General features: G+C 61.8%; 27 protein-coding genes. 12 read left to right on the forward strand and 15 right to left on the reverse strand.

Annotated features, from left to right (window positions below):
• Window positions 1–3 precede the first annotated feature (3 nt).
• The gene (locus OHD62_RS13970; protein WP_263783372.1) at window positions 4–1251 is read left to right on the forward strand and encodes an aminomethyltransferase family protein; all 1248 of its coding nucleotides are present in this window, start codon (window positions 4–6) and stop codon (window positions 1249–1251) included.
• Between the two features lie 2 nt (window positions 1252–1253).
• Window positions 1254–1514, forward strand: a complete 261-nt coding sequence (locus OHD62_RS13975) for a hypothetical protein (protein WP_263783373.1) — start codon at window positions 1254–1256, stop codon at window positions 1512–1514.
• Between the two features lie 27 nt (window positions 1515–1541).
• Here OHD62_RS13975 and OHD62_RS13980 read toward each other — a convergent pair whose 3' ends face one another.
• From OHD62_RS13980 to OHD62_RS14000, 5 genes are all read right to left on the reverse strand, one after another.
• The gene (locus OHD62_RS13980; RefSeq protein WP_263783374.1) at window positions 1542–2219 is read right to left on the reverse strand and encodes an outer membrane protein; all 678 of its coding nucleotides are present in this window, start codon (window positions 2217–2219) and stop codon (window positions 1542–1544) included.
• Window positions 2220–2403: 184 nt separating this feature from the next.
• Entirely contained in the window at window positions 2404–3462 is a 1059-nt protein-coding gene (locus OHD62_RS13985; protein ID WP_263783375.1) for a dipeptidase, read from the reverse strand.
• 217 nt (window positions 3463–3679) lie between these two features.
• Window positions 3680–3979, reverse strand: coding sequence for a GNAT family N-acetyltransferase (locus OHD62_RS13990; RefSeq protein ID WP_263783377.1), 300 nt, complete (start codon window positions 3977–3979; stop codon window positions 3680–3682).
• 3 nt (window positions 3980–3982) lie between these two features.
• Window positions 3983–4606 (reverse strand): alpha/beta hydrolase, encoded by a 624-nt coding sequence (locus tag OHD62_RS13995; protein ID WP_263783379.1) that lies wholly within the window; start codon window positions 4604–4606, stop codon window positions 3983–3985.
• Between the two features lie 10 nt (window positions 4607–4616).
• Window positions 4617–5549 carry a VOC family protein gene (locus OHD62_RS14000; protein ID WP_263783381.1) on the reverse strand — a complete coding sequence of 311 codons (933 nt, stop codon included), beginning with the start codon at window positions 5547–5549 and terminating at the stop codon, window positions 4617–4619.
• A 222-nt stretch (window positions 5550–5771) separates the two neighbouring features.
• On the opposite strand from OHD62_RS14000, the gene OHD62_RS14005 reads away from it, so the two are divergent.
• The gene (locus tag OHD62_RS14005) at window positions 5772–7346 is read left to right on the forward strand and encodes an alkaline phosphatase family protein (protein WP_263783382.1); all 1575 of its coding nucleotides are present in this window, start codon (window positions 5772–5774) and stop codon (window positions 7344–7346) included.
• 76 nt (window positions 7347–7422) lie between these two features.
• Here the strand turns inward: OHD62_RS14005 and OHD62_RS14010 are convergent, their stop codons facing one another.
• Window positions 7423–8760 (reverse strand): PRC-barrel domain-containing protein, encoded by a 1338-nt coding sequence (locus OHD62_RS14010; RefSeq protein WP_263783383.1) that lies wholly within the window; start codon window positions 8758–8760, stop codon window positions 7423–7425.
• 282 nt (window positions 8761–9042) lie between these two features.
• Between OHD62_RS14010 and OHD62_RS14015 the strand changes: the two genes are divergently transcribed.
• Entirely contained in the window at window positions 9043–9963 is a 921-nt protein-coding gene (locus tag OHD62_RS14015; protein WP_263783385.1) for a diacylglycerol/lipid kinase family protein, read from the forward strand.
• 29 nt (window positions 9964–9992) lie between these two features.
• Here the strand turns inward: OHD62_RS14015 and OHD62_RS14020 are convergent, their stop codons facing one another.
• Window positions 9993–10169, reverse strand: a complete 177-nt coding sequence (locus OHD62_RS14020; protein ID WP_263783387.1) for a hypothetical protein — start codon at window positions 10167–10169, stop codon at window positions 9993–9995.
• A gap of 151 nt (window positions 10170–10320) precedes the next feature.
• Between OHD62_RS14020 and OHD62_RS14025 the strand changes: the two genes are divergently transcribed.
• Window positions 10321–11832: a sensor histidine kinase gene (locus tag OHD62_RS14025; RefSeq protein ID WP_263783389.1), complete on the forward strand. Its 1512-nt coding sequence runs from the start codon at window positions 10321–10323 to the stop codon at window positions 11830–11832.
• 1 nt (window position 11833) lies between these two features.
• Here OHD62_RS14025 and OHD62_RS14030 read toward each other — a convergent pair whose 3' ends face one another.
• The 3 genes from OHD62_RS14030 to OHD62_RS14040 all read right to left on the reverse strand — a co-directional run bounded on the left by OHD62_RS14030 (window position 11834) and on the right by OHD62_RS14040 (window position 13524).
• Window positions 11834–12298 carry a hypothetical protein gene (locus OHD62_RS14030; protein WP_263783390.1) on the reverse strand — a complete coding sequence of 155 codons (465 nt, stop codon included), beginning with the start codon at window positions 12296–12298 and terminating at the stop codon, window positions 11834–11836.
• Between the two features lie 7 nt (window positions 12299–12305).
• Window positions 12306–12632 (reverse strand): DUF883 family protein, encoded by a 327-nt coding sequence (locus OHD62_RS14035; protein WP_263783391.1) that lies wholly within the window; start codon window positions 12630–12632, stop codon window positions 12306–12308.
• 130 nt (window positions 12633–12762) lie between these two features.
• Window positions 12763–13524: a Crp/Fnr family transcriptional regulator gene (locus OHD62_RS14040; protein ID WP_263783392.1), complete on the reverse strand. Its 762-nt coding sequence runs from the start codon at window positions 13522–13524 to the stop codon at window positions 12763–12765.
• Between the two features lie 217 nt (window positions 13525–13741).
• Here OHD62_RS14040 and OHD62_RS14045 point away from each other — a divergent pair, with 217 nt between their 5' ends.
• Window positions 13742–14062, forward strand: coding sequence for a response regulator (locus OHD62_RS14045; protein WP_412177386.1), 321 nt, complete (start codon window positions 13742–13744; stop codon window positions 14060–14062).
• 26 nt (window positions 14063–14088) lie between these two features.
• On the opposite strand, the gene OHD62_RS14050 is transcribed toward OHD62_RS14045, so the two are convergent.
• Both OHD62_RS14050 and OHD62_RS14055 read right to left on the reverse strand, forming a co-directional pair.
• Window positions 14089–14640: a sigma-70 family RNA polymerase sigma factor gene (locus tag OHD62_RS14050; RefSeq protein ID WP_008873939.1), complete on the reverse strand. Its 552-nt coding sequence runs from the start codon at window positions 14638–14640 to the stop codon at window positions 14089–14091.
• Between the two features lie 3 nt (window positions 14641–14643).
• A complete protein-coding gene (locus OHD62_RS14055; RefSeq protein WP_008873938.1) occupies window positions 14644–14835 on the reverse strand; it encodes a NepR family anti-sigma factor in 192 nt (63 codons plus the stop codon).
• Window positions 14836–15053: 218 nt separating this feature from the next.
• Here OHD62_RS14055 and OHD62_RS14060 point away from each other — a divergent pair, with 218 nt between their 5' ends.
• From OHD62_RS14060 to OHD62_RS14085, 6 genes are all read left to right on the forward strand, one after another.
• Window positions 15054–15848, forward strand: a complete 795-nt coding sequence (locus OHD62_RS14060) for a response regulator (RefSeq protein ID WP_263783394.1) — start codon at window positions 15054–15056, stop codon at window positions 15846–15848.
• A gap of 289 nt (window positions 15849–16137) precedes the next feature.
• A complete protein-coding gene (locus OHD62_RS14065) occupies window positions 16138–16302 on the forward strand; it encodes a DUF1328 domain-containing protein (protein ID WP_036240811.1) in 165 nt (54 codons plus the stop codon).
• A gap of 157 nt (window positions 16303–16459) precedes the next feature.
• Complete coding sequence (locus tag OHD62_RS14070) at window positions 16460–17494, forward strand: sensor histidine kinase (protein ID WP_263783396.1); 1035 nt, start codon at window positions 16460–16462, stop codon at window positions 17492–17494.
• A 166-nt stretch (window positions 17495–17660) separates the two neighbouring features.
• Window positions 17661–17831 (forward strand): hypothetical protein, encoded by a 171-nt coding sequence (locus tag OHD62_RS14075; RefSeq protein WP_263783905.1) that lies wholly within the window; start codon window positions 17661–17663, stop codon window positions 17829–17831.
• 175 nt (window positions 17832–18006) lie between these two features.
• Entirely contained in the window at window positions 18007–18333 is a 327-nt protein-coding gene (locus tag OHD62_RS14080; RefSeq protein WP_263783397.1) for a hypothetical protein, read from the forward strand.
• Window positions 18334–18415: 82 nt separating this feature from the next.
• Window positions 18416–18661, forward strand: a complete 246-nt coding sequence (locus tag OHD62_RS14085) for a YMGG-like glycine zipper-containing protein (protein ID WP_006328050.1) — start codon at window positions 18416–18418, stop codon at window positions 18659–18661.
• An 88-nt stretch (window positions 18662–18749) separates the two neighbouring features.
• Here the strand turns inward: OHD62_RS14085 and OHD62_RS14090 are convergent, their stop codons facing one another.
• The 3 genes from OHD62_RS14090 to OHD62_RS14100 form a co-directional block, all read right to left on the reverse strand.
• On the reverse strand, window positions 18750–20390 hold the full coding sequence (locus OHD62_RS14090) for a CHASE domain-containing protein (RefSeq protein WP_263783881.1): 1641 nt from the start codon (window positions 20388–20390) through the stop codon (window positions 18750–18752).
• A 420-nt stretch (window positions 20391–20810) separates the two neighbouring features.
• Window positions 20811–21611, reverse strand: a complete 801-nt coding sequence (locus OHD62_RS14095; RefSeq protein WP_263783398.1) for an ATP-binding cassette domain-containing protein — start codon at window positions 21609–21611, stop codon at window positions 20811–20813.
• A gap of 14 nt (window positions 21612–21625) precedes the next feature.
• Entirely contained in the window at window positions 21626–22942 is a 1317-nt protein-coding gene (locus OHD62_RS14100; protein WP_263783399.1) for a sugar ABC transporter permease, read from the reverse strand.
• Window positions 22943–22946 lie beyond the last annotated feature (4 nt).

Genomic DNA, 22946 nt, shown 5'->3' on the forward strand with positions numbered 1-22946 from the left:
GCCATGGCACAGGCGATAAAAAAGAAATCCAGCGCGCCGACGAGCCCGGCCCGCACCGCAGCCCAATCCCATTTCCGGACGCTGCGGCTCGGCACGCCGTTCCAGCCGCGCATCGATGTTCTGGCCCGCACCAACGACTGGTACAATTGGGCCGGCTATCGCGCCCCGCACTCACTGTGGGACGAGGAGCTCGAATATTTCGCCATCCGCAGCCAGGCCGCTTTGTTCGACATCTCGCCGATGACGAAATACCGGATCGAGGGAAAGGACGCCGAAGCCTTCCTCAACCGTGTCACACTACGCGACGTGACCAAGCTCAAGCCCGGCCGCGTCCATTACACCGCCTGGTGCGATGACGAGGGTTTCGTCCTCGATGACGGCACCTTGTTCCGATTGTCGCCAACACGCTTTCGGCTGTGCTCGCAGGAGCGGCATCTGCCCTGGTTGCTCGACAGCGCCATTGGGTTCGACGTCACGGTCGAGGAAGAGACTGAGGCCATCGCCGGTCTGGCGCTGCAGGGCCCGACTTCGTTTGCCGTGCTGCGCGATGCCGGCTTTGCCGGCGTCGAGCGGTTGAAGATTTTCGACCTCGCCGAGTTCCCGCTCGGTGGTGGCACGGTCACCATCTCGCGCACCGGTTTCACCGGCGATCTCGGCTACGAACTGTTCGCACCGGCTGAGCAGGCGATCAGCTTGTGGGACCGGCTGATGGTGGCGGGCGAACTGCGCGGCATCCGCGCCATCGGCTACACGGCACTCAACCGTGCCCGTCTCGAAGCAGGGTTGATCGTTGCCAATGCCGACTTCGTCACTTCCGAGCATGCCATCCGCGCCGACCGCTTGCGCATGCCAGACGAGATCGGGCTTGGTTTCATGATCGACCTGGAAAAAGGCCATTTCAACGGCCGTCGCGCCATCCTGGAAGCCCGGGCAAAGCGGAAACTGCGGCATGTGCTGGTCGGGCTGGAGATCGAGGGCAACATCCCGGCCGAGCACGCCATCGTCTATCATCGCAAGAGCCAGGAGGTCGGGCTGGTCAGCGCCGCCATGTGGTCGCCAATGGCCAAGCGCAACATCGCCATCGCCTCGCTGGCGCGGCCGTTCGGCGATACGATGGTCGACGACCTCTGGGTCGAGATCTACGCCATGCGCGAGCTGCAATACCAGAGGCTGATGAAGCGGGCCAAGGTGGTGCCGCGGCCGTTCATCAAGCTCGACCGTCGCACCGCCAATCCACCGGCGGATTTCTGACCATGACGGACGAGGCAGGCAAACACGACGTTGGTGGGGAAGCCACCGAGCAGTGGGAACTGGTTAACACGCCGCTCGGTGAAAAATGGTCGGGCCGCACGCGCTATGCCGCGGCGATGTTCTTCTACAAGCGCGGCGAAATGAGTGCCGAAACGCTCGAAGTCTACCGCATCTGCGCCCGGCTGGACTCCACCGATCCGCTGCCGATCGTCCGTGATCGCGGCGTCGGCCAGGACTGGCTGAAGCGCATGGGTTTCGGGTAGTAGCCCCCAAAACTGTCGTGTCGAAGGTCAGAACTTGTAGTTCAGACCGATGCGGACTGCGTCAAACTTGGCGTCGGATTTGAAGAAGCCGTTTGAGACGTCCGTCCACCCCAGATCGACGTGCAGATATTCGGCCTTAGCCGTCCAGTTCTGATTGAACGCATATTCGACACCGCCACCGGCCGACCATCCGACATTTGTGTCGCTTGCCTGAAAGTCCGAAGAGTTGTTGATCCCGGACTTGACCCGACCAAAAGCCAAGCCGCCGGTTCCATAGACGAGAATGTTGTTGAATGCGTAGCCGAGTCTGCCTCGCACCGTGGAGTACCATTCCACTTTCGTGACGCAGGCGCCTGATCCACAGTTCCAGCCGTCGCCGTTCGGCTGGCCGAGGTTACCCGGACCGAAGCTGCCCTTGACGTCGGAATAGGACAGGTCTGCTTCGACACCCACAACCCAGTTCTCATGGAATTGGGCATTATAGCCAACCGTTACGCCGCCGATGAACCCGTCGATATCGAAGGAGTTTGAATCGACGCCGTCGTTGAATTTGCTGTCGCCCCAGCCGTAACCCGCCGTCAGGCCGACATAGGCGCCGGACCAGTTGTAGGTCGATGCAACAGGAAGTTCAGCCACGGCATCTGCCGCAAAAGCACTACCGCTTGCGGCCAACACAACCGCAGTTGCGAGAAGAATCGATTTCATCAGTGTAAACCCCCAGCTATTGCCCAATTGTAGATACGCTGATGGGATTGTGAAATGGCGAATTCGTACCGATGAAAGGAATGCAACTCAGTGTTGCTTCTGCGCCACAAAGGCTCGGCAAGGCGCGGAAGGACTACCTCGGCGGACGCCGACCGGTTCGAGCGAACAAAGCAGGGCTGACGATCTACCCGATCGTCCTTTCCAGCATGCCGAGCCAGTTTCGATAGGCGATCTTCTCGATCAGCGCGCGCCCGAAGTCGCGCGCGGCGAACGCATCGATGAGTTTCGGCAGTCCGGTGACGTCGCCAATCGCGGCCGGGATCATGGTGCCATCGAAATCCGAACCCAGGCCGACGCCGTCCTCGCCCAGCGCCTGCAGCAGGGAATCGACATGACGCACCATGATGTCGAGGCTGGTGTCGGCATTCATCCTGCCGTCTTCGCGCAGGAAGCCGGTGGCGAAATTCAGCCCGACCATGCCGCCCGACTCACGGATCGCGCCGAGCTGCCATTCGGTGAGATTGCGGGAGTGACCGCAGATCGCATGAACATTGGAATGGGTCGCGACCAGCGGGGCATCGCTGATTTCGGCGACATCGCGAAACCCCTTCTCGTTGAGATGAGAGAGATCGATCATGATCTTGAGCTTGTTGCAGGCCTTGACCAGCGCCTTGCCCGCATCGGTCAGTCCAGGCCCGGTGTCGGGCGACGACGGAAAGCGGAACGGCACGCCGTGGCCGAAGGCGTTCGGGCGACTCCAGACGATGCCGAGCGAGCGCAGGCCGGCGGCGTGCAGCACGTCGAGCATCGTCAGTTCGGTGTCGATCGCCTCGACCCCCTCGATGTGGAACACGGCCGCGATCGACCCCTGCGCCATCGCATCTCGCACGTCGCGGGCATTCCGGCAGATGGTGAGTGCCGAAGCGCGTTCCAGCCTGAACAGGATGGAGGCCATAGCGACTGTCGAAGCGAGCGCATCGGCGTGGGGAACCTCGGGCGGCAAAGGTTCGGTATCGCTTGGTGCGGGCGGAACCGCGCTGCGCCTCGATTTCTCGACTGGCGGCGGGAAGATCGCGAACATGCCGCCGGCAAATCCACCCTTTTTCGCGCGCGGCAGGTCGATATGGCCACCCTGCGTTCCCTCGATGAAGAGCTTTTCGACATCCGCATCTTTCGACTGGTAGAGCCTGAGCAGCGTGTCGTTGTGACCGTCGAAGACGGGAACGAGGTCGGTTTCGGTCATCAAGGGGTCATTCGATTGGTTGGTCGGCAACAGGCGGTAACCCCGTTCGGCGGGCTACATACCTACTTAGGCAAGACGGGCGATCTGCGCAAATGCCAGAATAATATTGCTTTTGAGGCTGCACGTCCCGAACGGTTGAGGAAGGGCGCACGACAAAGCCGTGCGCCCTTCCCCATCATTCACATCACGCGTCGTCGTTCACATCAGGCGTCGCCTGCTATTGCTTCAGCACATCGGCCCATTCCGGGTGGCGGCGGAACTGGGCGTTGGCGAACGGACAGAGCGGGATGATCTTCTTGCCCGCCGCGCGTGCGTCCTCGACGGCGCGGGTGACGAGACGGAGCCCCGCACCCTGCCCGCGAAAGGCATCCGGCACTTCGGTGTGGTCGATGATGAGCTGATGCTCGCCGATCTTGGTGAAGGTCATCTCCGCCTCGGCGCCACCTGGCCCGCGCAGGAGATAGCGGCCCTTGGAGCCGCGGTCTTCCAGTTCGATCTCCGGCAATTGGTCAGGCATCGCTTACGCTCCTTCAGCCGGCGTGGCGGACAGGAACCGCCGTGCTGCTTCGATCTCGTTCGACTGCACCTCGTGGCCGCCGTCGTGCCATTCCACTGTGACATCGGCGCCATCGGCGCGCAAATAGGCTTCGAGCCGCGATGTCAGGTTCGGCGGGCAGATCGGATCACGCCGGCCTGCGGTAACCAGAATGCGGCGGCCGGCAAGGCTGCCCTTCACCTCAGGCTCGAACGGGATCAGCGGATGCATCAGCACCGCCGCATCGAACAGTGACGGTGCCGCGAACACCACCGAGGCCAATATATTGGCGCCATTGGAATAGCCGAGGCCCAGCACTGCCGATGGCTTCGCCGCCTCGACATGCGCCTTGACGAAACCGGCCATCTTATCCGTCGCCCGTGCCAGGTCGCCCATGTCGTAGACGCCTTCGCCGGTGCGGCGGAAGAAGCGCGCGGCGCCTTGTTCCGAAACATCGCCGCGTGGCGAGACGATGGTCGCTTGCGGCGCGAGATCGCGCCCGAGCGACAGAAGCTGGCTCTCGTCGGCCCCGGTGCCGTGGAAGACGAAGAGCAGCGGCCCACCCGGCGAACCGGGCAGCACCTTGTGAATGTAAGCGTCCTTGCTCATGACCTGATCCTCAGTCTTCCAGTTTCTGCAAATGCTGTTCCAGATAGGGCCTAAGATGCTGGTGCTGCGACGGCAGCTTCAGCGCCTCGCCGAGATGGGCGGTGTCTTCATCGCGGTCGAAGCCCGGTTCGTTGGTGGCGACTTCGAACAGCACGCCGCCCGGCGTGCGGAAATAGATCGCCCAGAAATAGTCGCGATCGATCACCGGCGTCACCTGGTAACCAGTGTCCATCAGCGCCTTGCGCACTTCGAGCTGCTTGGCGCGGTTCTCGACGGCAAAGGCGACATGGTGGACGGAGCCGGCGCCGAGATTGGCAAAACCCGCACCCGGCAGCGTTTCGATGTCGACAACGTCGGCGCCATTACCGTTCTTCACCGCCAGCCGCCTGACACTGCCTGCCTTGTCGACCTCCTCATATCCCATGAATTTCAGGAGCTCTTCGGTGGCGCCGCCATCCCTCAGCCTGAGCGACACCGAGTGAAAGCCGCGGATCGCCTCATCCGAGGGAACTCCCCCCTTTGCCCATGGCGCGCGCTTATCGGCCCTGTCCTCGACCAGCGCGAAGCCGTCGCCGTCGGGACCGGCGAAGGCAAGGCGCTTCTCGCCAAATGTCTCGTCGCGCGAAAGACCGGCGCCGCCCTCATCGGCAAGACGCTTTTCCCAATAACCAAGCGTGCCCTCGGGCACCGAATAGACAGTGGTTCCGACCTCCCCGACGCCGTGACGGCCTTTGCCGATGTTAGGGAATGGGAAATAGGTCATCACCGAACCGGGTGTGCCGACCTCATCGGCATAATAGAGGTGATAGACGTCAGGCGCGTCGAAATTGACGGTTTTCTTGACCCGGCGCAGGCCAAGCTTTTTCGTGAAGAATTCATTGTTTTGGCGCGCATCCCTGGCCATCGAGGTGACGTGATGCAAGCCCTTGATCTGGTCGAGCATTTCTTGCTCCTTCCCTTTGTCCTTATGCGGCCCTTGCCGCTGTTCCACCCCAATATGAGGATCCGCCCATCAGCGGCAAAGGCCGCAAACACAGAATGGACTGTGCGCTAAAAGTGAACAACGTGATGATTTTTGTTCACCATTCTGCAAAGGCGGTGATGTTGCATCTCCGTCGAAATTCAGCTCCATGAGCGGCGTGCCCCCTGATGAGGAGACAGACGATTGGCAAGAAAAGGCAGACGCCCGAATATTCTCCTGATCAGTTGCGACCAGTGGCGCGGCGACTGCCTGTCGGCTGCGGGCCACAAGGTGGTGAGAACGCCGAATGCCGACGTGCTGGCCGCCGAGGGCGTGTTGTTTCGCCGCCACTATGGCGGGGCAGCACCCTGTTCGCCAGCCCGCGCCTGCCTCTACACCGGCCTCTACCAGATGAACAACCGAGTTTGCCGCAATGGCACGCCGCTCGACGCCCGTCACGGCAATATCGCGCTGTCCTTACGCGGCCTCGGCTATGATCCGACGCTGTTCGGCTACACCGACGTGTCGCTCGATCCGCGCACCCTGGCGCCGGGCGACCCGGCGCTGAGGAGCTATGAAGGCGTGCTGCCCGGCTACACCGTGCGCCAGTTCCTGCCCGAGCACCAGAAGCCATGGCTGTCCTGGCTCAAACTACGCGGCGTCGATGCCAGCGCCGGCTCTCCCGACATCCATCGTCCGGCGGGTGAAGCAGGCGACACAAGTAGCGCCGTCACCAACGCACCACCAGTCTATTCGAAAGACGAGACGCCCACGGCTTTCCTGACCGGCGAATTCGTCCGCTGGCTTGGCGAACAGGAGCGCGATACGCCGTGGTGCGCGCATCTTTCCTTCATCAACCCGCACCCGCCCTTCATCGTGCCGGAACCTTACAACGCGATGTATGATCCCGCCGATGGCCCGGCTTTCCGTCGTGCCGAAAATTGGCAGGCCGAAGCCAGGCGCCACCCCTATGTCGCCTACGATATGAGCCAGCAACAGCGGACCAAGTTCCGGCCGGGCGCCAAGGGCAAGGTGCGCGACTGGGGTGACGACGATTTCCGCCGCATCCGTGCGCTCTATTACGGCATGATCTCGGAAGTCGACGCGCAGCTTGGCCGCATCTGGCAGGCGGTCAAGGCGACGGATGCATGGGACGACACCATCATAGTGCTCACCTCCGACCATGCCGAGATGATGGGCGACCATTTCATGCTGGGCAAGGGCGGTTTCTTCGACGGCAGTTACCACATTCCGCTGATCGTCCGCGACCCGCGCCGCCTCAAGGCCGCCGGCACTGGCGTCGATCGCTTCACCGAGGCTGTGGACATACTGCCGACGCTGCTCGACCTGCTCGGAGAGGAGGTGCCGCCGCATCTCGACGGACACTCGCTAAAGCCATTCCTCGACAATGAGGCGCCTCGGGATTGGCGCGATGCCGCGCATTGGGAGTTCGATTTCCGCTCGATTGCCGAAGGTGAGGCCGAGCGGCATTTCGGCATCGCATCACGCCAGTGCAACCTCGCCGTTATCCGCACCGAAAACTTCAAATATGTGCATTTCGGCGGCGGCCTGCCGCCGCTTCTATTCGACCTGGAGCGTGACGCGAGCGAGTTGAACAATCTTGCCACCGATCCCGCCCATCTGTCGATTCGGCTGGAATTCGCCGAAAAGCTGCTCGCCTGGCGGGCCGAGCATCTCGACCAGTCGCTTGCGCTGGCAGAACTGACGGAAGATGGCGTTGTTGGATATGTGAGTAAGGCAGTAGGCAGTAGGCAGTAGGAAAAGTACAAGATGGCACCAACTGCCACACGCCTTCTTCCTTGTACCTACTGCCTACTGCCCAACTCCTATTCCCCTACCGCACAATCATCCGCTGCTGGTCGCGCTTCTCGGCATAGCTGCCCTTGTCATAAGCCGCCTGCGCTTCGAGCTGCTCCTTGGTGAAGGTCGTGTAGAGGTATTTCTTGCCGTCCTTGTCGGTCATGAATTTGAGGTTGTCCATGGCGATTGCTACTTCTTTCTCGCCAATGCCGAGGAAGCCGCCGACATCGACGATCACCGCGTCGGTCTTGCCGTCGGGGGCCGGCACGACATCGCCGATCTCGCCGACCTTGGCGTCATTGGCGCCGTAGACGGTGGTGCCTTTCAGATCATCGCCGCGAATTTCGCCCGCTGGCATCTCGGTCAGCGTCGACTTGTCGATCGCCGCTGTTTCAGTCGGGTCGGTGGCTTTCGCATCAGGCGCTGTCGCAGCCGGAGCCTCGGCCGTCTTGTCCATCGGGGCCGGAGCAGCGGTATCGGCCGGAGCGGCAGTCGTCGGGGCCGGCGCTGTAGCGTCGTTGGATGCCGTGGTCACCGGGGCCGGATCATAGGCCTTGCGGTTGAAGTCCGGCTGCGCCCGCAGTTCGTCCTCGGTGGTCTCGGCCACCAGCCAGCGATCGCCGTTCTTCTCTGCCCTGGCAGCCTTGTCGAAAGGATAAGTGACGCTCTTTTCGCCCATGCCGAGGAACCCGCCGACGCCGATGACAAGCGACTCGGCCTTGCCGTCCTTGGTCAGCACGATATCGTTGACGTCGCCAATGTTCTTGGCATCGTCGCCGGTCCCGTTATAGACGCTCTCACCGATGATGTTGGTGGCGAGATTGCCCTCGGCGCGCTTCACCGGTTCAGCCGGTGCGGCATTCATGTCGACGGGCGCCGGCGGTCCGCCTTGCGCACTATCGCCGGAGGCCGAGGGTGCTGCCGGCGCCGCGGCGTCGGTTGAAGCCACGGGGGCAGGATCATAAGGCTTGCGGTCGAATTCCGGCTGAGCCGTCAACTCTTCCTTTGTCGTCTGGGCGACCAGCCAGCGGTCGCCATTCCTTTCGACCCATTGCAGCTTGCCATAATCGAAAGCGATGTTCTTGGCGCCGATGCCGAGAAAACCGCCCACCCCTATGACAGCGGATTTCGCCTGGCCGGTTTCGTCGAACACGACATCGCTGACCAAGCCGATATTCTGGGCGTCATCACCTGTACCATTGTAGACCGATTCACCGATGATGTTGGTGGCAAGGCTGCCCTCGGCCTGTTGCACGACCGGGGCGGCTTCTTGGGTGGCGGGTGGCTGCGCAGGCTCAGGCGCCGACTGCGCATAAGCGCCCGTGGCAATCAGTGTGGCGAGCGCCGTAGTGGCAAAAAGGGTGCGAACCATGACCATCTCTCCTCATGCGTGATTTTGTGCACGCCGCGCCACTTCGAACGCTGCCGGAGAAGGACGCGGCATCTCTACATGTTCACAACGTTGTGAGTACGCTGTTGTTCCGAAAAAACGTCGTCGTGGAGAATGCGCTGAATCAGACCTAAACATGCGCCGGGCCAGTAGAATTTGCTCTTGGATTCGCCTGGGCCTGCGGAACCTTTTTTCAGCCACTTCGTTCCAGCATGTGGCTGGCTTGGCGGGTTGCCTGCCGGCCGCCAACGAAAGGGAGTGGGCATGCGATTTGCAGCGGTGCTGAACCGGGACGGCGGCACCTTGCGGACCACCGATCTTTCCGCCTTTTCGGACCAGATGCGCCGGACGCTGGAGGCCGCTGGTCATTCCATCGAAATTGACATCGTTGCTGGCAAGGACATCGTGGCGACGCTGGATAGCATTGTTTCCAAACGCAGTGTCGACATTGTGATGGCCGGTGGCGGCGACGGCACCATTTCGGCTGCGGCAGCACGGTTGATGGGCGGGAAGAAGGCACTTGCCATATTGCCGGCCGGCACCATGAATCTTTTTGCGCGCGGGCTCGGCGTCCCGCAGACGCTTGACGCGGCCGTGAAATCCTTCGCCGACGGCGAGGTGATCGCGGTCGATGTGGCAACCGCCAACGGCCGGCCCTTCGTGCATCAGTTCTCGATCGGCATGCATGCCAAAATGGTGCAGCTACGCCAGAACATGGAGTTCCGTTCTCGGTTGGGAAAGATGCAGGCCTCCGCGCGAGCCGCCTGGGCGACGATCAAGAATCCGTCGGCAATGAAAGTGACGCTGGCCATCGGCGAGGCCGAGATTGTGACGCGCACCACCGGTATCGGCGTTACCAACAATCTGTTTGGCGAGGGCCACCTGCCCTATGCCGACAATCCGGCCGGTGGCGTGCTCGGCATCTACGTCACGGTGGCGCAGCAGCGCGGCGAGCTGGTCAGGTTCCTCTTCGACATCGCGCGCGGCAGGTGGCGTGCCAGCCAGCATGTCGAAATCCACCAGGCCGACCGGGTCGTTCTGAAAATCCACTCGGCGGCCAGGAAATACCGCGCCGTCATGGATGGCGAATTGGTCCGACTTGACCGCGAAACGACGATCGAAATCCATCCCGCTGCACTGAATGTTCTCGTTCCGGCGCGCACTGCCCAAGCGAAGGCCGCGTGATGCAGGCCGGCACGACTAATTTGCAGGCTTCAGCCTTTGGGAAGCTCACCCTGTTCGGCCGTCTGTGTCTTGTCGATCATCTCGCCATAGATTTCCGCGATGCCCCAGGCGATGAAAGCCAGAAGCAGCGCGGCGATCAAGATACGCAAGCCATGACGGCCCCAGTGCCCTTGACGGGCTTTGTCTTCAGGAATGATCTTGGCCATGTTTGGCCTCCCCGTTGGTTGGCATCGGCGTCTGGCAAGGCATTTTCGGGTAACGATTCCCTGCTACGAAAGTTCCTGAGACAACAGCGCGTGGCGGCAATGACGGCAAGCCGGCGAATTTGGGTGAGTGGTGGATAAGCGGGTCCAGAAAATGCCGGCACTGCCGGCCGGCGTCCATCGCGCCGTCGAGGATGCCGACCGGCTGGCCGTGCTGCACGGCCTCGACGCGCTCGACACGGCCGCGGACGCTGACTTCGACCGGATCAGCGGACTTGCCGCCGCGCTGATGCAGGCGCCTATCGCCCTGGTCACGCTGCTCGATGCCGAGCGGCAGTGGTTCAAATCCTGTGTCGGACTGGATGAGGCCGAGATAGCGACCGACATTTCCTTCTGCGCCCATGCCATCGCTGCGGGCGACGAACCATTGGTGGTGACCGATGCCGCCCTCGATCCTCGCTTCTCCGCCAATCCGCTGGTCACCGGCGCGCACCATGTCCGCTTCTATGTCGGCGCGCCGATGGTGGTGGCCGGTGCCCGGATCGGCACGCTCTGCGTACTCGATCGCAAGCCGCACGCATTTCCGTCCGCCGCCAGGCTCGAACAGCTCAAAGCGCTGGCCGGCCTTGCCGCCAGCCTGTTTACGCTGAAGGACGCTACCCGCGACGCCGCCATAGCCGAGGCCGCGCTTGCGCGTGAGGAGAAGCGCCGTGCCATTGCCCTTGACGCTGCCTCGCTCGCCAGCTGGGCGTGGGACATCCGCACCGACATGATCGAATGCGATGTCCTCTTGTCCGAGCTGTTTAATCTGCCGCGCTCGAACCGGCTCAGGGCGCGCGACATCCTGACCGCCATCGACCCGCGCGACGTCTACCAGACGGAGACGCGCTTTCGCGATGCGCTGACCGGCAGCGACGACTATTTTGGCGAATACCGCGTCAAAGGCTTCGATCCGCCGCGATGGATCGCCACGCGTGGCCGTGTCATCGAGCGCGATGGCGACGGCAAGCCGACGCTGATCTTCGGCGTCAATTACGACATCACCGAACGCAAGCTCGGCGAAGAGCGGCAACGGCTGCTGCTGCGCGAGCTGAACCATCGCGTCAAGAACACGCTGGCGACGGTGCAGGCGTTGGCAACGCAGACCGTTCGTCATGCCCGCCAGCCGAGCGAATTCCTCCAGGCTTTCGGCGCCAGGCTGCAGGCGCTCGGCGTCGCCCACAACCTCCTGTCCGACCGCGAATGGCGCGGCATCGGCATTCGCGAGCTCGTGCAGATCGAAGTGAAGCCGTTCGACAGCGTCCAGCAGCCGCGCATGACGATCTCGGGCGCCGACCTCCTGCTTTCGCCCGACCAGGCGGTCGGGCTTGGCCTGATCCTGCACGAACTGGCCAGCAATGCGCTGCAATACGGATCGCTGTCGGCGCCTTCGGGCAAGGTTGATCTCGATTGGAAGACCCTGGGCAAGAGAGGCGCGCGGCGTCTTGTGCTAACCTGGCGCGAGAGCGGCGGCCCCAAGGTAGCTCCGCCTGAACGCCAAGGCTTCGGATCGATCCTGATCCGACGCAGCCTGGCCAAGGTCATCTCCAGCGAAGTGACCCACGAATACCGGCCCGAAGGCGTGTTCGCTGAAATATCGATGCCGCTGGAGGATTTGTCGAAATGACTTATTTCGTACCACCGGCATCCGGATCGTCGGGACCTGGCTTTGTGTTCTCGCGATAGATGGCGTAGGCGGCGAGCGCAATGGCCGGTCCGAGAATGGCGCCCAAGCTGCCTTTTCCCTTGAGCAATGTCGGCAGCATGGCGAGCGCCGCGGTGATGCCGATCGCCTTGAGGTCGGCGTTGCGCCTTTGCGTCCGATACCGGGCCTGCGTGCCGGCCGATATTTTGTAAACAAGCAGGATGAGCCCCGCAATCAGCAGGAAGCCGATCCCGAATCCGAGGGCAGCCGCCATCGATCCATAGCGGCCCGCAGCCCAGATATAGGCCGTTCCGACGAGGAAGCCGAGGCCGCAAAAGGCGGCGAGTGCCGCCAACACGTAAACGATGGCAGCCGTGCGGGCGCGCCGCATGGCTGAGACGGTTTCCCCTGAAGCCAAACCCGAGATCAGGGTTGCCAGGATTCCCACGGTCGAGCTAGCGCCGAGCGAGAAGCGCGAAGAGGAAGCCCACACCCGCCGCGATCGCCAGCGATGTCACCGGCTTTTCGCGCACGCTGGCCACCATCTGCGCCTCGATGTCCTTGGCGTTGCTGCTGAGGCTACTAAAGGCAGCTTCGCCCTGGGCGCGCAACTGCTCGACGCCTTCGGCTGCGGCACGCCGGGCCGTCCCGTAGCCATGTTCGCCGGTCTTGGCCAATTGCTTGGTGAGTTTTTCGATATCGGCTTTCAATTGCCTGATGTCGGCTTCCAGATCCGAATTCACCCGACTTTCGTTCGCGGTCTTTCCTGTGGCAGTTGCCATTGCTTAACTCCTTGCGTTTGCTTGGTTTCAAACGCTTGATACACACCAAGGTTCCGAAATCGGCACAGGGCCTATGAAAGGGTGTTTCCGCACCCGAGTCCAGCCCGGCACGAGCATCCCGGCTCGGTGTTCAGATCAGCGGCCGGCGATCCTCACCCAACCCTTCCCAACGGGCGAGCTCCTGCAGCCTTTCACCGTCGACCACCTCGCAACCACCGTCGCGCCAGACGATCAGCTTACGGTCGATCAGCTTGCGGATCGTCTTATTGGTATGAACCAGCGACAGGCCGAGCGTGTCGGCTATGTGTTGCTGGGTGATCGGGATCCGTACCGGCGTCTTGCCATTCAGGCCAACCGCTCTGGCGCGACTGGAGATGAAGGCGATGAGATAGGCGGCGCGTTCGAGCGCGGTACGGCGGCCGATGCTGAGCAGGTTCTCGTCCAGCATGCGCTCCTCCCGCGACGCGATCCAGGTGATGTCGTAGGCGAGGCCCGGATGGTTGCGGTAGAGCTCGGGTAGATATTCACGCTCGAAGACGCAGAGCAACATGGGTGACAGTGCCTCGACGGAATGCTGCATCTCGCCCATCAGGCTGCCCTGCAGGCCGATGAGGTCGCCCGGCATCGAATAGTTCAGGATCTGGCGGCGGCCGTCCGACATCAATTTGTAACGGAAAGCCCAGCCGGAAAGCACCGTGTAGAGGTGGGCGCTGTGGTTGCCCTCGACCAGGACCGTGGCGCCCTTGTCGACGGCAAGCTCGCCTTTCTTGAACGTGCTGACGAAGGCAAGTTCCTGCTTTTCGAACTCGCGAAAGACCGGCAATGGCCGAAGCGGGCACTTCTCGCACGGATACTGGCGGCTGGAAAAGGCGCGACCGTTCTGGCCAGGCATTTCGACCCTCTTCGAAAGCCCTCTTCGAAAAAGGGCGCTGTGCAAACGCCTTGCGGGGATCGAGGTTCCCGCCACCGGCGATCATCATGTCTTTTTTAAATGACAGGACGCCAAATAGCGCTCATGACTCCTCCCGCTTTGCAGGAGACATTGCCACGTGCCCCCATTGCTAGACGGATTGCGGATCCTCGTCCTGGAAGATGAATTTCTGATCGCCATGGATGTCGAGCAGCTGTGCCGCGACTACGGCGCCGGCGACGTGGTCATCGCCCGCGATCTGGCCGAGATCGATCGGCAGAACGTGGCCGCGCAATTCGACGCGGCCATCGTCGACCTCATGCTGGGCGGCGCCTCGACGCTCGATTTCGCTTCGGGATTGCATAAATCGGGTGTGCCCTTCGTCTTCGCCTCGGGCTATTCGGACGCAGACGAAATCAAGTCGACCTTCCCTGATGTCAGATTGGTCACGAAGCCCTATTCCGGGGACGATCTTATCGGCGCGGTAGCAGCGGCTTGTGGCCGCGGACCTCTTGGTTGAAAAGCGGCCCCAATCGGGGTCATGTTTCAGGCGGCGTTCGAGCCCGTCACCTGCGCCGAGATCGCGTCCGGTCCGAACTCGTCTTCGCCGGAAATCTTGAGTATCTCCTGCAGCCGTGCCCGGGCGCGGCTGACGCGGCTCTTGATCGTTCCGACCGCGCAGCCGCAGATCTCGGCGGCTTCCTCGTAGGAAAAGCCCGACGCGCCGATCAGGATGATGGCTTCGCGCTGGTCCTCGGGCAATTGCTCGAGCGCGCCGCGAAAATCCTTGAGGTCGAGCTGACCATGCTGGGCCGGATGAACGGCGAGCCGTGCCGTCATGATGCCGTCGCTGTCCTGCACTTCGCGGCCGCGCTTGCGCATTTGCGAATAGAATTCATTACGCAGGATGGTGAACAGCCATGCCTTGAGATTGGTGCCGGGCTGGAAGCTTTCATGCTTGTCCCAAGCCTTGACCAGCGTTTCCTGCACCAGATCGTCGGCCTTGTCGGCATTTTGCGTCAGCGACACGGCAAAGGCCCGCAGGCTCGGGATGGATCCGAGCAGATCGGTCTTGAAGCCTTGAGAGACGGCCGCCATGCCTCAGTCCTTCTTCTGTGCGGGTTCGGCCTGTTCCAATTGGCTGAGCAATTGGGCGAAGCGATCCGGCACATGGTCGGAGACGAGCTCGTCATAATATTGTTTGAGTTTGCGGCCAATTTCCGAGTTCGGCCCGAGCAGGTCGCCGGAAGCAGCCCGGCGCCTGTCCGCACCAGCCGTGATATTCTTAGTCATGTCCTTGGTTCGCCCTTCATTCCCAGCACCCGAGCCGCACAATATTCAACACAAGCGGCACCCTTGTCTGGTTGCCCATCCCGATTTCAAACGCCGTCCCCTTATATTAGTTCCGCAACCATCGGAACTTTTTCGGAAAATCGGCGTTTGTGCTTTCGGGGCTTGCAAGGGGCCTGACCTGCAATCTAAGCAATCACGTCAGAGGGAGACGTCCAATCATGAGCCTGTCAGCAACCATCGCTCCGCATCTGCCGTTCCTGCGCCGCTTCTCGCGGGCCGTCTCCGGATCGCAGGAAAGTGGCGACGCGCTGGTCGCCGCGATGCTCGAAGCCATCATCGCCGACACCGACATCTTTCCCAAAGCATCGACCGAACGCATCGCGCTCTACAAGGTCTTTGCCAGGCTGTTCACTTCGGTCGCCATCCGCGTTCCACAGGAGCACGCACAGTCAGCGTGGGAGCAGCGCGCCGCGGCCAATCTGAATGCCATCGCGCCCCGTCCCCGCCAGGCCTTCCTGCTGGTAGCCGTCGAAGGCTTCAGCGAGGATGAGGCGGCGGAGATTCTCGACGCTGACGAGCAGGAATTCTCCGAGCTTCTCTCCCAAGCGAGCAACGAGATTTCCCGCCAGGTCGCGACCGATGTGCTGATCATCGAGGACGAGCCACTGATCGCCATGGACATTGAGGAAATGGTCGAAAGCCTCGGCCATCGCGTCGTCGGAACGGCGCGCACCCATACCGAAGCAGTGGCGATGTTCGGCAAGATGCGGCCAAGGATGGTGCTGGCCGACATCCAGCTTGCCGACGGCAGTTCGGGCATCGAGGCGGTGAACGAGATCCTGTTGTCCACGTCGGTGCCGGTGATTTTCATCACCGCCTTCCCTGAGCGCCTCCTCACCGGCGAGCGGCCGGAACCGACCTTCCTTGTCACCAAGCCGTTCAATCCGGATATGGTCAAAGCCTTGATCAGCCAGGCGCTGTTCTTCGACCGGCACGCAAAGGCCGCTGCCTAACGCTTGTCGCGCAAAAGCATGCCCTCAAGCTTGAACCGAGGGGGTGCGCAGCGACTTAAAGGCGCGTCGGCTGAACCCTTTCAGCTCGACGCGCTATAGGATTTGGACGGGCCCTGCGTCACGCCATTTCCGGACGCCTTTGGTTGGGCCAGGCACGCTTTCTCCAGCGCGTCTTCCTGCGATGAAAATTCGCATCGCAGGGACCTTTAATGGATCGTCTTTTTCGGCAATTGGTGGAACAAACGGCAACGAACCACGTTTTTCCCACATCAGTCGAAGGAGATGAACCATGCTTTACTGGGCGCTCGTATTTCTCGTCGTGGCGATTATCGCCGGTGCGCTTGGTTTCGGCGGCATCGCCGGTACGTCTGCAGGTATAGCGCAGATACTGTTTTTCATCTTTCTCGCTTTCCTGATCATTTCGCTTATCGCCGGCCTGTTCAAACGGGCGTGAAGCCGAACCTTAGCGAACACTGGAGACCGCACCCCTCAAACGGTTTCCAGCCACCGCCGGACGGGGTTCCCAACGGAGCACCGTCCGGCGGACCGTTTTAGGGGAACCCATTTGTCGGTGAGCCGTTCAGCGTCCGACCGGGCGGGCGACGTAAGCGATGCATTCCAAAGCCGGAGATATGACAGACAGCGGACAGAGTGACGAGATCATCGCTTTGCATCGCGCAGAGAGCGGAATGCAGCTTGGCCGCGCCCTTCTGCATGCACTTCACAACGCTGGCATTTCGGTTCTCTATCAGGATCGCGAGATGAAAACCGTATGGGCACGCAATATGCGCGCGCCCTGGACCGTTGATACGGCCGACAGCAACGGCATCTTGCCACCGGCGCAGGCGGAGCGCATCGGTGCGGCCAAACGCAGCGTTGTTGCTTCCGGCAATCCGGAACATCTCGAGCTCAGCGTTCCCGCCGACGATGGCGTCCGCTGGTTCCAGGTATGGGTGGACGCCGATCATGGCGACGGCGGCACCGTGACCGGAGTCGTCACCACCATGGTCGAAACGACCGAGCAGAAACGCCGCGAGCAGACCCTGAGAACACTGCTGCGCGAGGTCAGCCACCGTTCAAAGAACCTTTTGGCCATCATCCAGAGCATCGCCACCCAGACCGGCCGATACTCGGACACGCTCCCCGATTTCTTGACACGCTTTCGCGGCAGGTTGCAGTCGCTCGCCTCGTCCCAGGACCTGGTGACATCGTCCAACTGGCGGGGAGCCGCGCTGCGCGAACTCGTGTTTGGCCAGGTCAGCCGTTACGGAGCCGATCCGTCGCGCAGCCTGCGTTTTCAGGGTGCGAACCCATACCTCAACCCCAACGCGGCCTTGCATATCGGTTTGGCCATGCATGAGCTCGCCGTCAATTCGGTCAGCTATGGCGCTCTGTCGCGAGCCGACGGCTTCGTCGAGGTGACGGCCGATATGACAACCGCTCGCGCCGACGAGACCGCCCTGTCGCTGACATGGGCCGAAGCCATCGGAGCTAGCGGAATCAGGCGCAGCGAAAAGCGGTTCGGCAGCGTCGCGCTCGAACGCGTCGTGCCTTCATCGCTGAACGGCACGGCGACGCTTGAAATCGCGGACGGCCGCCTCGAATACCACCTTGTCGTTCCCCACGGCAATTTCGAGACGGATTGATCAAACAGATGATGACAGTCTTGGAAAGGGCGCGGAGGATGGCAGCCGAAGTTAACCGGCTGTTCACCATAAAGTCCGATGCTAATGGCCCCAGATACAGCTGGAAACTCGCCGATCCACCCGACGTTTTGGCAGCGGTTCGTAAAGCAGTATGGGAGGAATGATCTTGACGGTCTCCGATATGAACAGGCTGGAGCAGGCCGCCCGCGTCTCGATGGGAGGCTTTCAGGATCCCGAAGCATCGGCCGCGCCTCATACGTCCTACTCGTCGCTTCGCATCGCAATTGTCATATCGATCGTAACCATCGTGCTGATAGCGGCATTGCAGTTGGGCTGATTTCAGATCGAGACCTCTTCGGGCAGACTGCCGCGTCAAATGAGGCTCGTCGTCCGTTACTTGGCTGTGCCCCGCCTCCAATTATTTCACTGGCCATGTTTATTTCACTGGTCATGTCGCCCACACAGGAACTTTGGCTGTTGTGGGCCGTTCTTGTGGCGAGAGGATAGTTGCCATGGAACACATTGCCGCCGTGCTGCTGGTCATCGGTTGTTCGAACAATATGACCGAGTGCCGCGAACTCAACGTGCCGGTGAGTGTTTTCGAAACCGCCACGGAATGCGCCGCCCAGCGCCCCTTCGCTTTGGCAGATGTCCAGGGCCAGGCGGCACGCATAGTCGCCAAATGCCTTCCCGTCGACCCTGCGCTGGAAGATGAATACGATCAGATCGTCTGGAACGTTCGTCCCGACGGCACGCTCGATGCATCGGTGGAGATCTCCAATCTTGTGGTTGCATCGAACGGCGCGCGCCCCGAAAAAGACTATCTTAGCCAACAATGAAATCGGGCAAGCAAGGGCCGACAATTCATGCTAAATGGCGGCTGGAGCTTGTTAAAGTGAGGACAAAGCGAGGAGTGACTCTATGCGGAAGATGATTATTGCCATGGTTGCCGTGGTCGCGGTCAGCGGCTGTACCACCACCGAGGAAAACGTGGGTATCGGCACCGTGGGCGGCGCGCTCATTGGTGGCGCCGTTGGTGGCGGCAAGGGCGCTTTGATCGGCGCTGGCGCCGGTGCGATTGGCGGCCTGCTCGTGCGCCGCCTGCAGAATGGCTACTGCCAGTACAGAGACCGTCACGGCCGAATCTACACAGCTCGCTGCAACTAGCTTGCTCGATAGCTGAAACGTCAAATGCGGAGACCCTGGTCTCCGCATTTGCACGCCGGGCTTCTGCTGTCGCTGCGGCAAAGCCGTTTCAGCCCGGCAGTGGGATTTTGATTTCCACACTCAACCCGTCATCGCGAAAATGGCGATTGATCGTACCGCCCAATTCGCGCGTGACGTTCAGATCGATCAGCTTGGTGCCAAACCCGGTTTTTGCAGGCGCTTCGAGCTTCTTCTGGCCGGCTTCGCGCCAGTTGAGGGCCAGCATCCTGTCGCGCCCGCGGCCTTCAAGCGCCCAATCGACCTTCAACGCCGAGTCGCCCTTGAGGGTATTGGCAGAATTGCCGGCTTCGCCATATTTCAGCGCGTTCGTCGCCAGTTCGTGAAAGGTCAGGCCCAGCGCCTGCGTCGTCGTTTCGTCGAGCAGCACTTGCGGCCCGGACAGAATGCCGTCAGGAAGCTCCTTGCCGAACACCTGGCCAAGCTCGATGCGCAGGAGATCGCCGAGATCGGCCTTCTGCCAGCGCGAGCGTGTCAGCATGTCCTGGGACGCCGCCATAGCTTGCAGCCGGGCCGAGAAGGAGGACGAGAATTCCTTGACGTCGGTGGCATGCGATGCCGTCTGACGTGCGATCGCCAGCACCCGCGTGATCGAGTTCTTGATACGATGCTTCATCTCCTGCAGCATCAGGTCTTTTTCCAGCAGGCTCTTTTCCGTCGTCTCGTGCAGCAGCGACACCGCGTCATAGGCCCGCTCCTGATAGCGTGCCACCAGCGCTATCGCGCCTGCCAGCAGCAGCCCGAACAGGCCGAGCATTACCGGGATGGCGCGCGAAGAAGGTTGCGAGAATGCGCTTGTCGGCCTGAACAGGACAGTCCACTGGCGGCCGGCGATGGTCAACTTGCGGGAAACCAGCAGCCCGTCTCCGAAGGTCGACACCGGCGGCGTTTCCGACTGGAACAGCAGATTGTCGGCATCCACCTTGCCGTCATAGATTTCGGTGTTCACCGGCAACAGCGGCGTGCGGCTGAGCGCGGTCTGGAACACATCGCGAGCACGGAAGGCGGCATAAAGAAAGCCGGACGTCGAAGACCTGGACGCATTGATGACGTCCGGGGCGGTTTCGACATTGAGCCGCACGAAAACCAGGAAGCCGGTGAAGGTCTGTGCGGCGCCTGTGTCCTGGCCAAGCTTGACGAGCCCGCTTGCGTGCTGCTGGTCGTCGGCCATCGCCTTTTCGATCGCCCCGCGCCGCACCGGGTCGGCGAACATGTCGTAGCCGATGCTGGATTGATTGGAAGGGTCAAGCGGCTCGAAAAGCACAATGGGCGTACGCCATGGCAGTGTCGTATCCGGATAGATCGCATGGGCCACGCCATGGTCGTGCAGGATGTCCCGCTCGACCGCCGCCTCGTCGCCGGTTTTCGCTAGCCGCAGGAAGCCGATGCCGCGCAGGCCGGCGAAATTCTTGTCGATATCGAGCGCACTGAAAAACGCCTTGAACTCGCCGCGCGAAATGTCGCCATTACGGGCGTCGAACAATGCCTGGGTCGATCGCAGCAGCGACAGATGCAGATCGATGCGGCCCTCGATCCGGTTCAGCGCGTCGTCCGCCGTCGCTTCGAACTTGATGCGCGCCGCCTCCTGCGTGGCGAAATAGGCGAATCCAGCCATCGTCAGGCTAATCAGCGCGACGGCGATGAAAGCGACAATCGGGAAGAACTTCTTCAACTGCGGATGCGGCCCATGATCGGTTCGCACCTTTATGGGCAACTCCCCGCGTCAACACAATGGCGGGGCCAATTCATCGTGATGGCTGGTATATTTACTCTGAGACGATTAGCCGGCTTACTAAACTGTCATTTAGTCAAGAAATTGGCCGATAAGCAGGGCACTTTCGGCCGCGCCTTCCATGGCGGCATTTTTGTCACGGTTGGAAGCGGATCTGATTTGCCCTTGACAAATGATATTGATTTGATGTTTTCGCTATCGCTAATATAGCACTCTGCGCGCCGACGGGGGACTGAGATAGGCACGCCAGGGCCGCCGTCTGCTGCAACATACGGCGGCCTTTGAACTTCTCGCTGATCGCGCTTGTCGGAGCGAACCGCCGGCCTTGTTTCGCGTGCGGCAACGATACCAGGCCGCGCCTCAGGCGGCGATTTTCAGCGCGCCTGGCCCCGGGATGGCGCCGGGCGGGCACTTGCCAAGGATGATCATGCCGAGCACCTCGTCCTGGGTCACGTCGCTGGTGCGCGCAGTGCCCACCACCTGGCCGTTCTTCATAACGCAGACCCGGTCGGCAAGCTCGAACACATCGTGGATGTCATGGCTGATCAAGAAGATGCCGATGCCGTCAGCCTTGAGCTGCCTGACCAGTTCACCGACCTGCGCCGTCTCCTGTGGTCCAAGTGCGGCGGTTGGCTCGTCCATGATGAGGATGCGGGCGTTGAACAGGATGGCGCGCGCGATCGCCACCGACTGCCGTTGGCCGCCCGAAAGCTTGATCACCGGCTCCTTGAAGCGCTGGAAGCGCGGGTTGAGCCGGCCCATCACCTTGCGCGCCTCGGCCTCCATCGCGACATCGTCGAGCGTGCCCCAGCCGGTCATCAACTCGCGGCCGAGAAAGAGATTGGCGGCGGCGTCGACATTGTCGGCAAGAGCCAGCGTCTGGTAGATCGTCTCGATGCCGTATTTCTTGGCGTCGCGCGGATTGGAGATCGAGGCCTCCTCGCCATTGACGAAGATCTGTCCGGCGTCGCGCTTGTAGGCGCCGGATAGTATCTTGATCAGCGTCGACTTGCCGGCGCCATTGTGGCCAAGCAGCGCCACGACCTCGCCGGGGAAAAGGTCGATCGACGCATCGTCGACGGCGCGAATGCCGCCAAAGGCGATCGAGATGTTGCGCATGTCGATCAGCGGTGTGCCTGTGGAAGCAGACTTGTCAGCCATGATCGTTCTCCTCCCTAGACCCGCTTGCGATAGACGGTGTCGAGCCAGACGGCGACGACCAGCACGGCGCCGACAACGATGCTCTGCAGCGGCGAGTCGATGCCGAGCAGCACCATTCCCGACTGCAGCGACTGCATCAAAAGCGCCCCGAGCATGGCGCCGAGCACTGTGCCGGAGCCGCCGGCAAGTGACGTGCCGCCGATGACGGCTGCGGCGATCACCAGCAATTCATCCAGCGTGCCCAGCGCATTGGTCGACGCATTGAGACGGGCCGACGCAATCGCCGCGCTGATCGCCGCCAGCACGCCCATGATCATGAACACCTTCATGGTCACCCAGCGGGTGTTGATGCCGGCAAGTTCCGCCGCCTCCGGATTGCCGCCGATGGCAAAGACATAGCGGCCAAAACGGGTCCGCCTGGTGATGAAGGTCATGACGATGCCGACGGTGACCGCCATCAGCACCGGGATGGCGATGCCATGGGCGATGAACAGACCACCTTCGGGAATGGTGATGCCATTCTGCTGGGCATATTGGCGCACGATGCCGATCGGCCAGGGATAGGAATTGGCGATCCAGACGGCACCGAGGATGGCAGCGCAGGCGACGACACCAAGCAAGGTCTCCGCCCAGACGGGGCGCAGTGGAAAGTGAAAACGCTTGCGCTGCGAACGGCCGTTGAGCAGCATGAAGGCGACGGCCGCGCAGGCAAGCACGCCGACGATCCAGCTCGCCGTGGCGCCGATCGAGCCCCTCGGCCCGCCGCCCATGAGCTGGAAGGTGGTGTCGAGCGGCGCAACCGTGCGCCCGCTCGTGATCAGCCATGCCATGCCGCGCCAGACCAGCAGGCCGCCCAGCGTCACGATGAAGGCCGGCACCTCGAGATAGGCGATGATGAAGCCCTGGAAGGCGCCGATCGCAAGACCGAGCACCACGCCGACGGCCAGCGCGATGATCCAGAGCCAGGGATTTCCAAGTTGGAACCCGAAGACGCGGATGAGGAATTCGGCCTGCGCCACGCCCATCACCATGCCGACCACGCCTTCGACGGAGCCTACCGAAAGATCGATGTTGCGCATCACGATGACCAACACCATGCCGGTTGCCATGATCGCGACCGAGGAGGTCTGCACCGACAGGTTCCAGAGATTGCGTGGCGTCAGGAAAAGCCCACCCGACAGGATGTGGATGCCGATCCAGATGACGAGCAGCGCGCCGACCATGCCGAGCATGCGCGTGTCGAGCTCCGTCGCCTTCAGGAAACGTGCGACGGCGCCGAGTTCAGAGGCACGCGCCGTATCGGCCGGCTGGCTAGAGGTCGTGTCGGTCATGATG

It is taken from the genome of Mesorhizobium sp. YC-39, from assembly GCF_025753795.1.
GTDB lineage: Bacteria > Pseudomonadota > Alphaproteobacteria > Rhizobiales > Rhizobiaceae > Mesorhizobium.

Excerpts from the sequence above, each read along its gene's own strand:
- OHD62_RS13975 (WP_263783373.1), top strand. The coding sequence starts at position 1,254 with ATGACGGACGAGGCAGGCAAACACGACGTTGGTGGGGAAGCCACCGAG.
- OHD62_RS13990 (WP_263783377.1), bottom strand. The coding sequence starts at position 3,979 with ATGCCTGACCAATTGCCGGAGATCGAACTGGAAGACCGCGGCTCCAAG.
- OHD62_RS14015 (WP_263783385.1), top strand. The coding sequence starts at position 9,043 with ATGCGATTTGCAGCGGTGCTGAACCGGGACGGCGGCACCTTGCGGACC.
- OHD62_RS13995 (WP_263783379.1), bottom strand. The coding sequence starts at position 4,606 with ATGAGCAAGGACGCTTACATTCACAAGGTGCTGCCCGGTTCGCCGGGT.
- OHD62_RS14085 (WP_006328050.1), top strand. The coding sequence starts at position 18,416 with ATGCGGAAGATGATTATTGCCATGGTTGCCGTGGTCGCGGTCAGCGGC.
- OHD62_RS13970 (WP_263783372.1), top strand. The coding sequence starts at position 4 with ATGGCACAGGCGATAAAAAAGAAATCCAGCGCGCCGACGAGCCCGGCC.
- OHD62_RS14045 (WP_412177386.1), top strand. The coding sequence starts at position 13,742 with ATGGATGTCGAGCAGCTGTGCCGCGACTACGGCGCCGGCGACGTGGTC.
- OHD62_RS14025 (WP_263783389.1), top strand. The coding sequence starts at position 10,321 with ATGCCGGCACTGCCGGCCGGCGTCCATCGCGCCGTCGAGGATGCCGAC.
- OHD62_RS14070 (WP_263783396.1), top strand. The coding sequence starts at position 16,460 with ATGCATTCCAAAGCCGGAGATATGACAGACAGCGGACAGAGTGACGAG.
- OHD62_RS14050 (WP_008873939.1), bottom strand. The coding sequence starts at position 14,640 with ATGGCGGCCGTCTCTCAAGGCTTCAAGACCGATCTGCTCGGATCCATC.
- OHD62_RS14060 (WP_263783394.1), top strand. The coding sequence starts at position 15,054 with ATGAGCCTGTCAGCAACCATCGCTCCGCATCTGCCGTTCCTGCGCCGC.
- OHD62_RS14065 (WP_036240811.1), top strand. The coding sequence starts at position 16,138 with ATGCTTTACTGGGCGCTCGTATTTCTCGTCGTGGCGATTATCGCCGGT.
- OHD62_RS14040 (WP_263783392.1), bottom strand. The coding sequence starts at position 13,524 with ATGCCTGGCCAGAACGGTCGCGCCTTTTCCAGCCGCCAGTATCCGTGC.
- OHD62_RS14080 (WP_263783397.1), top strand. The coding sequence starts at position 18,007 with ATGGAACACATTGCCGCCGTGCTGCTGGTCATCGGTTGTTCGAACAAT.
- OHD62_RS14010 (WP_263783383.1), bottom strand. The coding sequence starts at position 8,760 with ATGGTTCGCACCCTTTTTGCCACTACGGCGCTCGCCACACTGATTGCC.
- OHD62_RS14020 (WP_263783387.1), bottom strand. The coding sequence starts at position 10,169 with ATGGCCAAGATCATTCCTGAAGACAAAGCCCGTCAAGGGCACTGGGGC.
- OHD62_RS13980 (WP_263783374.1), bottom strand. The coding sequence starts at position 2,219 with ATGAAATCGATTCTTCTCGCAACTGCGGTTGTGTTGGCCGCAAGCGGT.
- OHD62_RS14000 (WP_263783381.1), bottom strand. The coding sequence starts at position 5,549 with ATGCTCGACCAGATCAAGGGCTTGCATCACGTCACCTCGATGGCCAGG.
- OHD62_RS14055 (WP_008873938.1), bottom strand. The coding sequence starts at position 14,835 with ATGACTAAGAATATCACGGCTGGTGCGGACAGGCGCCGGGCTGCTTCC.
- OHD62_RS14035 (WP_263783391.1), bottom strand. The coding sequence starts at position 12,632 with ATGGCAACTGCCACAGGAAAGACCGCGAACGAAAGTCGGGTGAATTCG.
- OHD62_RS14100 (WP_263783399.1), bottom strand. The coding sequence starts at position 22,942 with ATGACCGACACGACCTCTAGCCAGCCGGCCGATACGGCGCGTGCCTCT.
- OHD62_RS13985 (WP_263783375.1), bottom strand. The coding sequence starts at position 3,462 with ATGACCGAAACCGACCTCGTTCCCGTCTTCGACGGTCACAACGACACG.
- OHD62_RS14095 (WP_263783398.1), bottom strand. The coding sequence starts at position 21,611 with ATGGCTGACAAGTCTGCTTCCACAGGCACACCGCTGATCGACATGCGC.